The organism is Leifsonia sp. RCC_180 (assembly GCF_058138205.1).
This window is the reverse complement of the sequence record NZ_CP200340.1, coordinates 696,213-709,789: the sequence shown is the minus strand read 5'-3', so window position 1 is coordinate 709,789 and position 13,577 is coordinate 696,213. Positions and strand designations below refer to the sequence as shown.

Genomic DNA, 13,577 nt, shown 5'->3' with positions numbered 1-13,577 from the left:
AACGGACAGTTTAGGGATCCGTCGGTTGGTCAGCACAAGTCAGGACTGCTTCGGCGAAGGTCTCTTCTTGCCCTTGTTCTTCTCGGCGTAAATGCTTTGGCTCACGACCTGAACTGAGGTTTGCGTCATCGCCGCGATCTCACCACGCTTGAAGCCGACCAGTGACAAGCGGTAGATCTTCGCTGCCTGGGTAGCTCCTTCCATCCGATCAAGCATGCCGAACGCAGCGATCCGGTCCTGAATAGTCGCTTCGCCCGCCGGGATGCCGACTTCGTCTGTCTCAGCCATCTGCGTCGTCCTTGTTCACATGCTCGAAATTGCCAGCGGTCCGCCATTTGTCGCGGTCCATATCCACCGTGCACTTGGCGTTGATTAGTTTGGTCGCGAGTTCACGCCGGGTGTCGATCGAATTGTTTAGGTGCGTGACGTGGATCCCGCCGATGTCAGTGAAGGGCCTCACGTCGCCTAGCTGCGTGATAACGGTGCGGTCGGGGTGGCTACTCATCGCCATGCCAGCCTCGAAAAGCACGTTTGGACGGGCCTGTCCCGTCAGTTCCCTCTCATATGAAGGGTCGTTCTTCTTCCACAATCCCGGCTTGAGTTGTGCTAGGTCGTCCGGCGTCAGCAGGACCACCACCGCGACCGCCTTGACGAAAAGCGCATCGACGACTTGGCGCACTGTCGGATTTGCGATCTTGGTTTGGCTGATTCCTTGGGTCCAACTCATCGGCTTCAAATCCAGCGCTTCGAGAAACTCGAACATCGCCTCTTTGGCCTCTCCGTCGCGCCCGTACACCACCATCACAGTTCGCCCCGACCTCGCGCGGGCAGGCCGCTTTGAGGAGATTGAACTCCGGGCGTTGGGAACCGAAGTGGGTTGAGCGCCTGGAGTGGCAACCGAAGCGACGCCTTGTGCGCCTCGGAGTACCGCCCAGTCTTCGTCGTCGACGTGCTTGTTAACGTTGACCTTCTTCTCCAGTGCTACGGCCAGAGAGGCGTGATCTCGACCGAGACGATCTGAGAGCATTTTCGCCTGCACCAGGCGGTTCACGTGCCGGGCAGAAAATCCCGTCTTGTCGCTGATTGCGCGACGGATAGCAGCGCCATCAGCCATCTGTATCCTTAGCGGACTTGTCATCGGCAGATTTCTTGCGCGCTTGAGAAATCAGTGCGCGCACGGATCCCTCGCTCGAGCCAATCAATCCGGAGATCTGCTTGGTGCTGAATCCGCATGAGGAAAGGGTTGCAGCGGCAGTCGATCGATTCATCTCACGCGTCAAAAGGAGGGCGAGGACGTTGGCGATCCTTGCAAGATCGGGGGAATCGTCAGGCATTCTGTTCCACGTCCCCGCCCTTGGCCGCGACCGCGGTGCCAGCCTTCTTCTTCGCGCGGGCCATTTGCACTCGCAACGAGTCATCACTCGACCCCAGCAATGCAGCCGCCTCAGCCCGCGAAAGGCCAAGGGTCATAAGAAAGTTTGCTCGCACGACAAGCGGCGCGCTGCTGAGGTCTGCGAGGTGAAGGGCCTGATAGGCCTGGGCGCGAGCAGAGACCGCCAGCCAATCAGGCTCACTGTTATTCTCCGGCATTGGAACTCCTTCACATGAGTGTTCCTCAGATTACACCCGACGCTCCCGCTTGCGATTGATGGAATCGTCGACGGCTCACGAATCCCCCGGCCATGTGGGCTAGACGGACGTTGAAGTGCAGAGGTGAAGTTCAAACGGACCTGCACCGTATGCCGCAATTTCGCGAAACTTCAATGCTCAACTGTTCACCGAGGCGGCTATTTCACATTGTAGGCAGCTCGGTCTCGCCCGTTCAGACGAAAACGTCAGACCCGAGAACCGCGGAGTGTTGCTTCCATCGAACTGGTCGCCATGCTGAGACGACAGACAATCAGCCGGCATACAGCGCCGGGTCTCGCTTCTGCCATGAGGGCCTCGCACAGCCCAGCTTCGGAGCGGTGTCATCGCTAAGGGCAGAGGCGCCTTGGCGACGACTACTTCTTGTCCTTCTTCTCCGTGTCGCCGGAGAGCGCTGCGATGAACGCCTCTTGGGGGACCTCGACGCGGCCGACCATCTTCATGCGCTTCTTGCCCTCCTTCTGCTTTTCGAGGAGCTTGCGCTTTCGCGTGATGTCGCCGCCGTAGCACTTGGCGAGGACGTCCTTGCGCATCGCGCGGATGTTCTCGCGCGCGATGATCCGTGCGCCGATGGCGGCCTGAATAGGCACCTCGAACTGCTGGCGCGGGATGAGCTCCCGCAGACGGGACGCCATCATCGTGCCGTACGCGTACGCCTTGTCGCGGTGGACGATCGCGCTGAACGCATCCACCGCCTCACCCTGCAGCAGGATGTCGACCTTCACGAGGTCCGACTCCTGCTCTCCGAACGGCTCGTAGTCGAGGGAGGCGTAACCGGCGGTCTTGGACTTCAGCTGGTCGAAGAAGTCGAACACGATCTCGCCGAGGGGCATCGTGTAGCGGATCTCGACACGGTCCTCGCCGAGGTACTCCATGCCGAGGAGCGTCCCGCGGCGACCCTGGCAGAGCTCCATGATGACGCCGACGTAGTCCTTCGGGGCGAGGATGGCGGCTTTGACGACCGGCTCCTCGACCTTCTCGATCTTGCCGCCGGGGAACTCGCTCGGGTTGGTGACGGTGACGGTCTTCTTGTCCTCCGTCGTCACCTCGTAGATGACGCTCGGGGCGGTCGTGATGAGATCGAGGTCGAACTCGCGCGACAGCCGCTCGGTGATGATCTCCAGGTGCAAGAGACCGAGGAAGCCGCAGCGGAAGCCGAAGCCCAGGGCGACGGAGGTCTCGGGCTCGTAGACGAGCGCCGCATCCGACAGCTTCAGCTTGTCGAGGGCTTCACGCAGTTCGGGATAGTCGCTGCCGTCGAGCGGGTACAGGCCGGAGAACACCATCGGCTTCGGCTCGGTATAGCCCGGCAGGGCCTGAGAGGCCGGCTTCGCCGCGGTCGTGATCGTGTCGCCGACCTTCGATTGGCGGACGTCCTTCACGCCGGTGATGAGGTAGCCGACCTCGCCGACGCCCAGCCCCTTCGATGGCGTCGGCTCGGGCGAGGAGACACCGATCTCGAGGATCTCGTGGGTGGCCCTTGTCGACATCATCTGCACGCGCTCGCGCGGGTGGAGCGTGCCGTCGACCATGCGGACATAGGTGACGACGCCGCGGTAGCTGTCGTAGACGGAGTCGAAGATCATCGCGCGGGCCGGCGCGTCGGCGACCCCGGTGGGAGCGGGGATCTCGGCGACGACGCGGTCGAGGAGCGCCTCGACACCCATGCCGGTCTTGCCGGAGACGCGCAGGACGTCCTCCGGGCGGCCGCCGATCAGGCTCGCGAGCTCTTGCGCGTACTTCTCGGGATCGGCCGCCGGCAGGTCGATCTTGTTGAGCACCGGGATGATCGTGAGGTCGTTCTCCAGCGCGAGATACAGGTTGGCGAGGGTCTGCGCCTCGATGCCCTGGGCCGCATCCACCAGCAGGATGGCGCCCTCGCAGGCGGCGAGGGAGCGCGACACCTCGTAGGTGAAGTCGACGTGCCCGGGGGTGTCGATCATGTTCAGCGCGAAGGTCTGCCCGTCGACCTCCCACGGCATGCGGACCGCCTGGCTCTTGATGGTGATACCGCGCTCACGCTCGATGTCCATCCGGTCGAGGTACTGGGCGCGCATGTCCCGGTCGGAGACCACGCCGGTGATCTGCAGCATGCGGTCGGCCAGGGTCGACTTGCCGTGGTCGATGTGCGCGATGATGCAGAAGTTGCGGAGGGAGGCCGGGTCGGTCGCGGCGGGCTCGAGGGCCTGAAGAGCTCGTGGTGACATCGTCCGGCCATTCTCCCATGAACGCTCGGTGGCCGTCGTCAGGCGAATCGATCGGCGCGCTCGACGACGTGGCCGCGTCCGTCCTCGAAGCGGTAGACCTCGGCGCCGCCGATGTAGACGCGCTCCGCGCGCGAGTTCACATCGAGCGGGTCGCCCGACCAGACCACCACATCGCCGTCGAGCCCCACAGACAGCGAGCCGACGCGGTCGTCGAGACGGAGGAATGCCGCAGGGTTGATGGTGAGTGCTTCGAGCGCGGTGTCCCGTGGCAGGCCGTCCTTCACCGCGAGAGCGGCCTGGTACACGAGGAAGTTGATCGGGACGACCGGGTGGTCTGTGGTGATCGCCACCCGGACACCGGCCTGGGCGAGGATGGCGAGGTTGGCGATCGCCCGGTCGCGGAGCTCGACCTTGGAGCGCGAGGTGAACATCGGCCCGAAGATCACCGGGATGTCGCGCTCGGCCAGAACGTCCGCGATCTTGTGCGCCTCCGTGCCGTGGTTGATGACCAGACGGTAGCCGAACTCGTCCGCGAGGCGCAGAGCGGTCGCGATGTCGTCGTGACGGTGGGTGTGCTGATCCCAGGCGAGGTCGCCGTCGAGCACCCGCACCAGCGTCTCCTTCGCCAGGTCGCGGTCGAAGGGCTTGCCCTCCAGCTGCGCCTCGTCGCGGCGGGTCCGGTAGTTCTGGGCGTCCACGAACGCCTCGCGGATGATCATGGCGACACCGAGACGCGTGCTGGGTGTTTGATTCTTGGCTCCGTAGACGCGCTTCGGATTCTCGCCGAGGGCCGACTTCACACTGACGGCCTCGCGGATGACCTGCTCGTCGATGATCCGCCCGCCCCAGGTCTTGATCGCCACGGTCTGGCCACCGATGGGGTTGCCCGATCCGGGCTTCACCACGACCGAGGTCACGCCACCGGAAAGCGCATCGCGGAACCCTTCGTCGTCGATGTTGATCGCGTCGATCGCGCGGACCGCCGCGGTGTTGGGCGTCGTCATCTCGTTGGTGTCGTCGCCGGCGGGGCCGTTCGCCTCCTCGTGGATGCCGACGTGCCCGTGCGATTCGATGAAGCCCGGAAGGACCCACTTGCCTGCCGCATCCACCACGGTCACGTCGCCGGGGATCTCGATGGTGCCCGCCGCTCCCACCGCGTGGATGACGCCGTCCCGAACGAGGACGACGCCGTTCTCGATCGGCTCCTGCGAGACGGGGACGACGTAACCGTTGACGATGGCGATGCTGGAAGAAGTCATGGAAGGAGCCTACGCGCGTGGCCCGGCGGGCTCCGAGGGGACGGCAACCTGGGGAATGTTCGCGCGCATCCGATGTTGTGGACGATATGAACATCCTTCTCACCGGCGCGACCGGCTTCATCGGATCGGCCGTTCTCCCCCGTCTTCTCGACGAGGGCCATGCCGTCACCGCCCTCGTCCGCGACGAGGCCAAGGCAGCTGCAGTTCAGATGGCGGGCGCCACCGCGCTCATCGGCGACGCGAGTGACGCCGCTCTCGTGGAGCGTGCCGCGCGGACCAGCGACGGCGTCATCCACCTCGCCTCCTCGAAGGACGTGGATGCCATGCTCGTCCCTGCTGTGCTCTCCGGACTCACTGACTCCGGCAAGCCGTTCGTGCACACCGGCGGAATCTGGACCTACGGCTCGTGCGACGACATCACCGAGGAGTCCCCCGCCGCGCCGCCCGCCCTGACCGCCTGGCGGGCCACGGGCGAGCGCCTGGTGCTCGAGGCGGAGGGCGTGCGCGGCACCGTAGTCGTACCCTCGATCGTCTACGGGCACGGCAAGGGGCTCGCGAACGTGATCGTGGACGCGCCGCGCGGCACAGGCGCCGTCCCGACGCTCCGCTTGATCGGCGATGGGTCGCAGCACTGGGCGACGGTGCATGTCGACGATCTGGCGGCCCTCTACGTGCTCGCGCTGGAGAACGGCACCGCCGGACACACCTACATCGGCGCCGGCGGGCACAACCCCACCGTTCGCGAACTCGGCGAAGTCGCCGCCCAGGCCGCAGACGTGGCCGGCGGGGTCGCCGCCGAGTCTCTCGAAGAGACGGCCTCGCGGCTGGGCGAAGGCCTCGCGGAGGCGCTGCTGCTCGATCAGCAGGCACGTGGAATCCGCGCGAGGGTCGAACTGGGTTGGGAGCCGAACGGCCCCGCGTTGTCCGAGGAGCTGCTCGTCGGGTCGTACGCGCCCGCACGCGTCGGACGGTGACCGCACACCGTTTTGGCGGGAGGGCGCAATCGCTGGTAATGTTGTTTGTTGGCTTGCGTGTGGATGTGTCCGCACGAAACGCCGCAAGGCGCCCTCTCCGCTGAGCGGCACATCCCTAACTCACTCCAGAACGAAAGTGACCATTCGTGGCAAACATCAAGTCGCAGATCAAGCGCAACGGCACCAACAAGAAGGCGCAGGAGCGTAACAAGGCCGTCAAGAGCCAGCTGAAGACGGCCATCCGCGCCACCCGCGAGGCTGTCTCCGCCGGTGACAAGGACAAGGCGACCGCGGCGCTGCGCCTCGCCGCGAAGAAGATCGACAAGGCTGCCAGCAAGGGCGTCATCCACAAGAACCAGGCGGCGAACCGCAAGTCGGCCATCGCCAAGCAGGTCGCCGCGCTCTAAGCGACGACCGCCCGCGGGACCTGTCCCGCGCCGCTAGCGAGCCCCCGTCAGGACTTAGGTCCGGACGGGGGCTCGCTGCATGTGCGGGCGCTCAGTCGCGACCGCGGGCGCTGATGATGCGGACCATCCGCTCCAGCGCGAACACCGGGTCACGTCCTCCGCCTTTGACGTTGGCATCCGTCTCGGCGAGGAGCTCGATGCAGCGTCCCAGGCCGTCCTCCGTCCAGCCCTGGAGGTCGCGGCGTGCGCGGTCGACCTGCCACGGAGCGAGGCCGAACTGCTGGGCGAGCTGCCCGGAGCCGCCCCGCGACCCCGAGATCTTCGCCATCGTGCGGAGCTTGCTGGCGAAGGCGGCCACCATCGGGACGGGGTCGGCGCCGGACGCGAGGGCGTGGCGCATTGTCACCAGAGCTTCGCCGTGCCGCCCCGCGATCGCGGCGTCCGCGACCTGGAAGGCGTTCGTCTCGACCCGCCCTCCGTAGTACTTGTCGACGGTCGCCTCGGTGATCTGCTCCGAGGAGTCCGACAGGAGCTGCTGGCACGCCGCCGCGAGCTCGGCCAGGTCGTCGGAGAACGCCGACGTGATCGCGCGAAGCGCGCCCGGCGTCACTTTGCGGCCCGCCGCCGCGAACTCGGCCTGGGTGAAGTCGTACTTCTCGGCGTCCTTCTTCAGTTCTGCGCAAACGACTTCGATGCCGCCGCCGGTGCCGGAACGGATCGCGTCGAGGAGCTTCTTGCCTCGGACGCCGCCGCCGTGCCGCAACGTGACGACCGTGCCTTCGGCGGGAGAGCCCAGATAGTCGAGCATGTCGGCGAGGAACGCGTCGTTGCACTTCTCCACGGCCTCGACCCGGATCAGCCGCGGCTCACCGAACAGGGAGGGGCTCGCGAGGGTGAGCAGCTCTCCTGGCGCATAGTCACCGGCATTGAGGTCGCTGATCTCCAGGCTGGGATCGTCGGCTTTGAGCGCATCGCGAAGGGTGCGGACGGCACGGTCGGCGAGGAATCCCTCGGCCCCGGTGACGAGCACCACGGGCGCCGCGCGGATCTGATTCCACGGGACCTGCGGGATCGCGCTCGCGGCACGCGGCTTGCTTGCGCCGGCTCTACTGCTGCCTCGGGTCGCCACGGGTCTCCTCGTCGGTGTCGAGAGCCGTCCTGTTCCAGCCCTGCGTATCCAGGATACGGGCGACCACCGGCACTGCTCGTCGCGGCGTGCTCGCTCCACAACTGCACGCCGGAGGGACCGGGCGATACGAGCAGCAGGCCGGATTCGTCGGTCCGCGCGACCGCCGTTCCCGAGTCCGCCAGCAGCTCGAGCGCACGACGGGTCGGATGCCCGTAGCCGTTGTGCGCGCCGACGGACACCAGACCCACCCTTGCCCCGAGCGCCTGATAGAGGGCAGCACTCTGGTCGGCGGAGCCGTGGTGCGCGACCTTCACCACATCCACCGGACGGATGGACCGCGTTGCGAGCAGGGCATCCTGCGCCTGCTCGCCCAGGTCGCCGAGGAAGATCGAGCGGACGCCGCGCCCCTCGGCCTCGAGTGTCAGGCTGCCGGCGTTGCCGGTGTCCTCCACGGTAGCGGAGGCGGCTCGGGCCTCCCCACCGTTGCCACCCAGAGGCCAGAGCAGCCGCCAGGACAGGGCACCGAGCTGGCCCTGGAGTCCGGCGTGCCCCTGCTCCAGGGGGACGCCGGCGGACTCCAGCACGGCCAGCGTCCGTTGGTCGGCTTCCCGCACCGGACGCTGAACGATCGCGCGATCAGCCCGTTGCGCCACTGCGGCGACGCCGCCGACGTGGTCCGCGTCGAAATGAGTGAGCAGGAGGAAGTCGAGTCTGTCGATCCCGAGCCGGTCCAGGCACGCGGTCGCGGGTTCCGGCTTCCGTCCCACATCGATCATGGCGGTCGAGTCGCCATCGCGCAGGATCACTCCGTCTCCCTGGCCGACGTCGCATGCGGCGATCTGCCAGTCGGCGGGGATGGCCAGCGCGCGTCCCACCCCGCTGCCGCCGAGGGCACCTGCGTACACGACCGCGCCGAGACAGAGCGCGACGACCGCCGTGGCCGACACGGCGCGCGGAGCTCGGCGGGCGAGAAGCAGGACGCCGACGGCGAGAAGGACAACACCGCTGAGCACCACTCCGAGCGCCCCGGGCGCCCACGGCAGTGCGACGCCGGGTAGCCCGCTCGCGAAGGTCGCGACCTGCGCGATCCACGCCGAGGGCGCCCACGCCAGCCACACCACGAACTCGCCCGCAGCGGGCGCCCAGGGCAGCAGGGCGCACGCGACGCATCCGAGCACGGTCGCGACGGGCGCTGCCGGCTCCGCGAGGAGATTGGCGGGGACGCCGAACAGCGGCAGCGTCGGCGTCAGCAGCACCAGCACGGGCTGGCAGGCCAGCTGCGCCGCGGTCGGGACAGCCAGTGCGATCGCGAGTGAGCGCGGCATCCACCGCGAGAGCACCCGGCTCAGCGGGCCCGCGAGGACCAACAGGCCCGCCGTCGCCAGCACCGAGAGGGCGAAGCCGTAGTCGCGCGCCAGCCAGGGGTCGTTGACCAGCAGCGCGATCACCGCGAGGCCGAGCGCGGGCACCCCGTCAGCGGGCCGACCGCGTGCCAACCCGATGAGCAGCACGACGGCCATCGCTGCGGAGCGGATGACACTCGCTCCCGGCCCGACCAGCGCCACGAACGCCAGGAGCGCTGTGAACGCCGCGAGAATGCGCGTCCTTCTACCAGCGCCGGCCACGCGGGCCAGGCCGAAGACGAGCCCGATCACCAAAGCGCAGTTGGCCCCAGACACCGCCGTGAGATGACTCAGTGACGACGACTTCATCGCTTCGTCGAGCTGTTGTGAGACGGCCGTCTCATCGCCGATCGCGAGGCCAGGAAGCAACGCTCCTCCATCACCAGGCGTCGCGCCCGCCGCCTCGGCGAAGCCGGTGCGGATCACGGCGGTCCACGCGGCCCAGAATGGAGGGGGCTTCAAGATGGCCGGAGGCTGGTCCCCGCTCGCCCGGATCGTGTAGGTCGTCGCCTCTCCCGGCTCATTGAGGATGACCGTTCCCTCCACTCGGATTACCGCGCCCAGCGCGAGGACTCTCGCCTCCCGCTCGCCGGCCCCGAAGAGCACCGAGACCGGGATGGATGCGTGCGGCTCGACCGTCCTGCCCCGAACGCTCCACCGCGAGCCCCCGTCGAAGCCGGCAGCGACGCGCTGCGGCGCGCGCTCCACACGGACGCGGAGGTCCGCCGTCTCGAAGGCATCGGCGGCCGCATCCAGCTCCGGAGAGGTCCGACCGGGCGCCTGCATGGCGACGATGGCGGCGGCCAACCCGGCGGCCGTGAGCACCGTCGCGATCAACGGACCCATCCGCGCGATCCGCCCCCGCGACGTCGAGGCAACCCGGCTCGCTCCCGGCCAGCCGATCAGCGCGGCGCAGACAGCGACAACGGCCAAAGCCGCCGAAGCGATCGCAACGATCCAAGCGACGTCCGGAAGCCCGATCAGCACCGCACAGCAGACCCACAAGGCCACGGCGGGCAGAGCCAGCCGGAGGTCGGGCATCACACCGTCACCCGATCTTTCAGGCCGTCGAAGAGCTTCTGGCCGATGCCGGAGACCTTCAGGAGATCCGTCGCCTGGACGAACCGGCCGTTGGCCGCTCGCCAGTCCAGGATGCGCTGGGCGAGTGCCGGCCCGATGCGTGGAAGACTCTCGAGCTCGGCCTGAGTGCCTGTGTTGAGATTGACGGGCGCTCCCCCGGAGCCCGCCGCCGCGCCGGGACTGCTCCCACCATTCGCGACGGCGCCGGCGGGCGGCTGCTCGCCCACCCGCGGAACGACCAGCTGCTCGCCGTCGGCCACCGGCCGGGCCAGATTCAGGGCTGCCGGATCCGCTCCGTCGGCGAACCCTCCCGCAGCGGCGACCGCGTCGACGACCCGCGCCCCGGAGTGCAGGACGACGAGACCGGGCGTCCGCACCGCCCCGGTGACATGCACGATCGCGCTGTCGCCTGCAGTCTCCGACCCGGATCCAGGCGAGGAGGGGGCGCGGGAGACGGCGCCCGTGCCGGTCGGCAGCGGAAGCGAACTCCCCCGCTGCGCGGTCGCCGACACCAGCACCGCGACGACGGCCGCCACGATGAGCAGCACGACGGCCGCTCCGACCCCGACCCGAACCCGCCGCGGACGCCGCCCGTCGTCCCCGTCGCCAGCCCCCGGCACTTCCACATCCAGCGCAGGGTCGACGGAGCCGCCGCTCAACTCGGGCGGTGGCCCGTCGAGGTCGGAGGAATCGGAACGATGTCGCATCCCTTCACGCTAGGAAGAGCCGCCGCTCCCGAACCGCCCGAAAGCGAAGAGGTGGACAAACGCCGAGGGCGCCGGATTGTGCACGACAATCCGGCGCCCTCGGGCGCGAGCGACCGACCTCAGCCGCGCGGCTTGGTAGCGATGTTCACCAGACGCGGCGCGCGCACGATCACGTTGACGATCTCCCGTTCACCGACCGAGCGGACGACCGCCTCCAGTCCGCGAGCCAGCGCCTCCAGCTCGTCGGACGCGATCTTAGGCGACACCTCCAGCCGGTCGCGGACCTTGCCGTCGACCTGAACCACAGCCGTCACGGACTCCTCGATCAGCAGCGTCGGGTCGGGCTTGCGCCACTGCGCGAGCGCCACTGGCGGCTCGTAGCCGAGCTTGCTCCACATCTCTTCGGCGGTGTACGGCGAGAACAGGTTGAGCGCCATGGCGATGACCTCGGCGGCCTCGCGCACGGCGGCATCCGCGGGACCTGCTCCCGTGTCGATCGCCTTCCGGGTGGCGTTCACCAGCTCCATCAGACGCGCGACGACCACATTGAACTTGAACGACTCGATGAGCCCTGGGGCGTCCGCCAGGAAGCGGTGGGTCACGCGCCGGAGGGCCGGGTCACCCGTCTTCCACACGACATCGGGAGCGCTCGTCACGTCGTCCGCGATACGCCAGGCGCGCGCCAGGAACTTGGCACTGCCCGACGGAGACACGTCCGCCCAGTCGATGTCGTCCTCCGGGGGTCCGGCGAAGGCCATCGTCAGTCGCACCGCATCCACACCGTGCTCGTCCAGCTGCTCGGACAGCTTGACCAGGTTGCCGCGCGACTTCGACATCGCCGAGCCGTCCATCAGCACGAGGCCCTGATTCAGCAGGGCCGTGAACGGTTCCGTGAAGCTGATGTAACCGAGGTCGAACAGCACCTTGGTGATGAACCGCGCGTACAGCAGGTGCAGGATGGCGTGAGAAACGCCGCCGATGTACTGGTCGACCGGCGCCCACTTCTCCGCCTCGCGCGGGTCGAACGCCTGCGTGTCGTCCTTCGGCGACAGGAAGCGCAGGAAGTACCACGAGCTGTCCACGAACGTGTCCATGGTGTCCGTGTCGCGCTTCGCCGGTCCACCGCAGCTCGGGCAGGAGACATTCACCCAGTCGCTCGCAGCGCCCAGCGGGCTGGTGCCCTTCGGCTGAAGGTCGAGGCCCTCCGCCGGCGGCAGCAGCACGGGCAGGTCGGACTCGGGTACCGGCACCTCGCCGCACTGCTCGCAGTGAATGATCGGGATGGGCGTGCCCCAGTAGCGCTGGCGCGAGATCAGCCAGTCGCGCAGGCGGAAGTTCTTCGCCGGTGCGCCCAGCTTCGAGCTCTGCAGAGCCTCGGTGACCCGGCGGATGGCGTTCGACTTGCTCAGGCCGTCGAACGGTCCCGAGTTGATCAGCCGGCCCTCGCCGGTCAGCGCGACACCGGTCTCCGACGGATTCTCGAGCGCAGCCTCCTCCGGCAGAATCGGCTCGCCGGTCGCAGGGTCGGTGTGGATGACGGGGATGGCACCGGTCACCGGCTGCGTGGTGTCGACGACCACACGCACCGGCAGGTCGAAGGCGCGCGCGAAGTCGAGGTCGCGCTGGTCGTGTGCGGGCACGGCCATGATCGCGCCGTGACCGTAGTCGCTCAGCACGTAGTCGGCGGCCCAGATCGGCAGGCGCTCACCGGTCAGCGGGTTGATCGCGTGGCGCTCCAGGAACACGCCGGTCTTCTCGCGCTCGGTGCTCAGGCGGTCCATTTCGGTGGTGCCGCGCACGACGTCCAGGTAGTCGTCGAAGCGCTTCCTGACCTCCGGGCGCGCGCCCTCCACCAGCTCGGCGGCCAGGTCGGAGTCGGGCGCCACCACCATGAACGTGACGCCGTACAGCGTGTCCGGACGGGTCGTGTAGACGCTGACCGGTTCGTCGCGTCCCTCGATCTGGAAGGTCACGTCAGCGCCGGTGGAACGACCGATCCAGTTGCGCTGCATCGAGATGACCTTGGACGGCCAGGCGCCCTCCAGCTGGTTCAGGTTGTCCAGCAGGCGGTCGGCGTAGTCGGTGATCCGGAAGTACCACTGGGTCAGCTTCTTCTTGGTGACCAGGTGGTCGCAGCGCTCGCAGCGCCCGTTCACCACCTGCTCGTTGGCCAGCACGGTCTGGTCGAAGGGACACCAGTTGACCTGGCTCGCCTTGCGATACGCCAGCCCCTTCTCGTACAGCTTCAGGAAGAGCCACTGGTTCCAGCGGTAGTACTCGGGGTCGCTCGTCTGCAGCACGCGGTCCCAGTCGAAGCTGGGCGCGTAGCGGCGCATGCTGGCCTTCTGCTGCGCGATGTTGTCGTACGTCCAGCCGCGCGGGTCGAGCCCGCGCTTGATGGCGGCGTTCTCGGCGGGCAGGCCGAACGCATCCCAGCCGATCGGGTGCAGCACGTTGAATCCCTGCTGGCGCCAGTACCGGGCGACGACGTCACCCAGCGCGTAGGCCTCGGCGTGGCCCATGTGCAGGTCGCCGGAGGGGTACGGGAACATGTCGAGGATGTACTTGCGCGGACGCGTGTCGGCGGGGTCGTCGGTCGCGAAAGGCCGGAGCTGCTCCCACACCGGGAGCCACTTGTCCTGGATCGCCGCGAAGTCGTACTGGGCGCGCTCGGCGCGGGTGTCCTGCGGGGTGCTCGCTGCCGTGGTGCCGGCTGCGTCGTGCTCGTGTGCCACGTGACTCTCAATCTGGGTTCCGTCGTGCC

The 13,577-nt window shown here is 67.8% G+C and carries 11 protein-coding genes and 1 pseudogene; 2 read left to right on the top strand and 10 right to left on the bottom strand.

Annotated features, from left to right (window positions below; all coding sequences use genetic code 11):
• Positions 1–39: 39 nt before the first annotated feature.
• From AB7E03_RS03480 to AB7E03_RS03455, 6 genes are all read right to left on the bottom strand, one after another.
• Positions 40–288, bottom strand: a complete 249-nt coding sequence (locus tag AB7E03_RS03480; protein WP_489939347.1) for a hypothetical protein — start codon at positions 286–288, stop codon at positions 40–42.
• A complete protein-coding gene (locus AB7E03_RS03475; RefSeq protein WP_489939345.1) occupies positions 281–1,114 on the bottom strand; it encodes a TIR domain-containing protein in 834 nt (277 codons plus the stop codon). Before AB7E03_RS03475 ends, AB7E03_RS03480 begins: the two co-directional genes overlap by 8 nt.
• Positions 1,107–1,334, bottom strand: a complete 228-nt coding sequence (locus tag AB7E03_RS03470; protein WP_489939343.1) for an RNA polymerase sigma factor sigma-70 region 4 domain-containing protein — start codon at positions 1,332–1,334, stop codon at positions 1,107–1,109. The genes AB7E03_RS03475 and AB7E03_RS03470 overlap by 8 nt, the downstream gene beginning before the upstream one ends.
• Positions 1,327–1,590 carry a hypothetical protein gene (locus AB7E03_RS03465; RefSeq protein WP_489939341.1) on the bottom strand — a complete coding sequence of 88 codons (264 nt, stop codon included), beginning with the start codon at positions 1,588–1,590 and terminating at the stop codon, positions 1,327–1,329. Before AB7E03_RS03465 ends, AB7E03_RS03470 begins: the two co-directional genes overlap by 8 nt.
• Positions 1,591–2,003: 413 nt before the next feature.
• Positions 2,004–3,854, bottom strand: a complete 1,851-nt coding sequence (gene lepA / locus AB7E03_RS03460) for a translation elongation factor 4 (RefSeq protein ID WP_489939339.1) — start codon at positions 3,852–3,854, stop codon at positions 2,004–2,006.
• A 38-nt stretch (positions 3,855–3,892) separates the two neighbouring features.
• Entirely contained in the window at positions 3,893–5,113 is a 1,221-nt protein-coding gene (locus tag AB7E03_RS03455; protein WP_489939337.1) for an amidohydrolase, read from the bottom strand.
• A gap of 86 nt (positions 5,114–5,199) precedes the next feature.
• On the opposite strand from AB7E03_RS03455, the gene AB7E03_RS03450 reads away from it, so the two are divergent.
• Both AB7E03_RS03450 and rpsT read left to right on the top strand, forming a co-directional pair.
• Positions 5,200–6,087 carry an NAD-dependent epimerase/dehydratase family protein gene (locus AB7E03_RS03450; protein WP_489939335.1) on the top strand — a complete coding sequence of 296 codons (888 nt, stop codon included), beginning with the start codon at positions 5,200–5,202 and terminating at the stop codon, positions 6,085–6,087.
• 146 nt (positions 6,088–6,233) lie between these two features.
• Positions 6,234–6,494 carry a 30S ribosomal protein S20 gene (gene rpsT / locus AB7E03_RS03445; RefSeq protein WP_441782310.1) on the top strand — a complete coding sequence of 87 codons (261 nt, stop codon included), beginning with the start codon at positions 6,234–6,236 and terminating at the stop codon, positions 6,492–6,494.
• Positions 6,495–6,585: 91 nt separating this feature from the next.
• Here the strand turns inward: rpsT and holA are convergent, their stop codons facing one another.
• The 4 genes and pseudogenes from holA to leuS all read right to left on the bottom strand — a co-directional run bounded on the left by holA (position 6,586) and on the right by leuS (position 13,548).
• Positions 6,586–7,623, bottom strand: coding sequence for a DNA polymerase III subunit delta (gene holA / locus AB7E03_RS03440; protein WP_489939332.1), 1,038 nt, complete (start codon positions 7,621–7,623; stop codon positions 6,586–6,588).
• Between the two features lie 278 nt (positions 7,624–7,901).
• Positions 7,902–9,812, bottom strand: a pseudogene (locus AB7E03_RS03435) (ComEC/Rec2 family competence protein); the annotation flags it as partial.
• A gap of 254 nt (positions 9,813–10,066) precedes the next feature.
• Positions 10,067–10,813 (bottom strand): ComEA family DNA-binding protein, encoded by a 747-nt coding sequence (locus AB7E03_RS03430; protein WP_489939330.1) that lies wholly within the window; start codon positions 10,811–10,813, stop codon positions 10,067–10,069.
• A gap of 119 nt (positions 10,814–10,932) precedes the next feature.
• Entirely contained in the window at positions 10,933–13,548 is a 2,616-nt protein-coding gene (gene leuS, locus AB7E03_RS03425; protein ID WP_489939328.1) for a leucine--tRNA ligase, read from the bottom strand.
• Between the last annotated feature and the right edge of the window lie 29 nt (positions 13,549–13,577).

Bases quoted from the DNA above. Each gene is read 5' to 3' on its own strand.
- AB7E03_RS03480 (WP_489939347.1), bottom strand. From the start codon at position 288: ATGGCTGAGACAGACGAAGTCGGCATCCCGGCGGGCGAAGCGACTATT.
- AB7E03_RS03475 (WP_489939345.1), bottom strand. From the start codon at position 1,114: ATGGCTGATGGCGCTGCTATCCGTCGCGCAATCAGCGACAAGACGGGA.
- AB7E03_RS03470 (WP_489939343.1), bottom strand. From the start codon at position 1,334: ATGCCTGACGATTCCCCCGATCTTGCAAGGATCGCCAACGTCCTCGCC.
- AB7E03_RS03465 (WP_489939341.1), bottom strand. From the start codon at position 1,590: ATGCCGGAGAATAACAGTGAGCCTGATTGGCTGGCGGTCTCTGCTCGC.
- lepA (WP_489939339.1), bottom strand. From the start codon at position 3,854: ATGTCACCACGAGCTCTTCAGGCCCTCGAGCCCGCCGCGACCGACCCG.
- AB7E03_RS03455 (WP_489939337.1), bottom strand. From the start codon at position 5,113: ATGACTTCTTCCAGCATCGCCATCGTCAACGGTTACGTCGTCCCCGTC.
- AB7E03_RS03450 (WP_489939335.1), top strand. From the start codon at position 5,200: ATGAACATCCTTCTCACCGGCGCGACCGGCTTCATCGGATCGGCCGTT.
- AB7E03_RS03430 (WP_489939330.1), bottom strand. From the start codon at position 10,813: ATGCGACATCGTTCCGATTCCTCCGACCTCGACGGGCCACCGCCCGAG.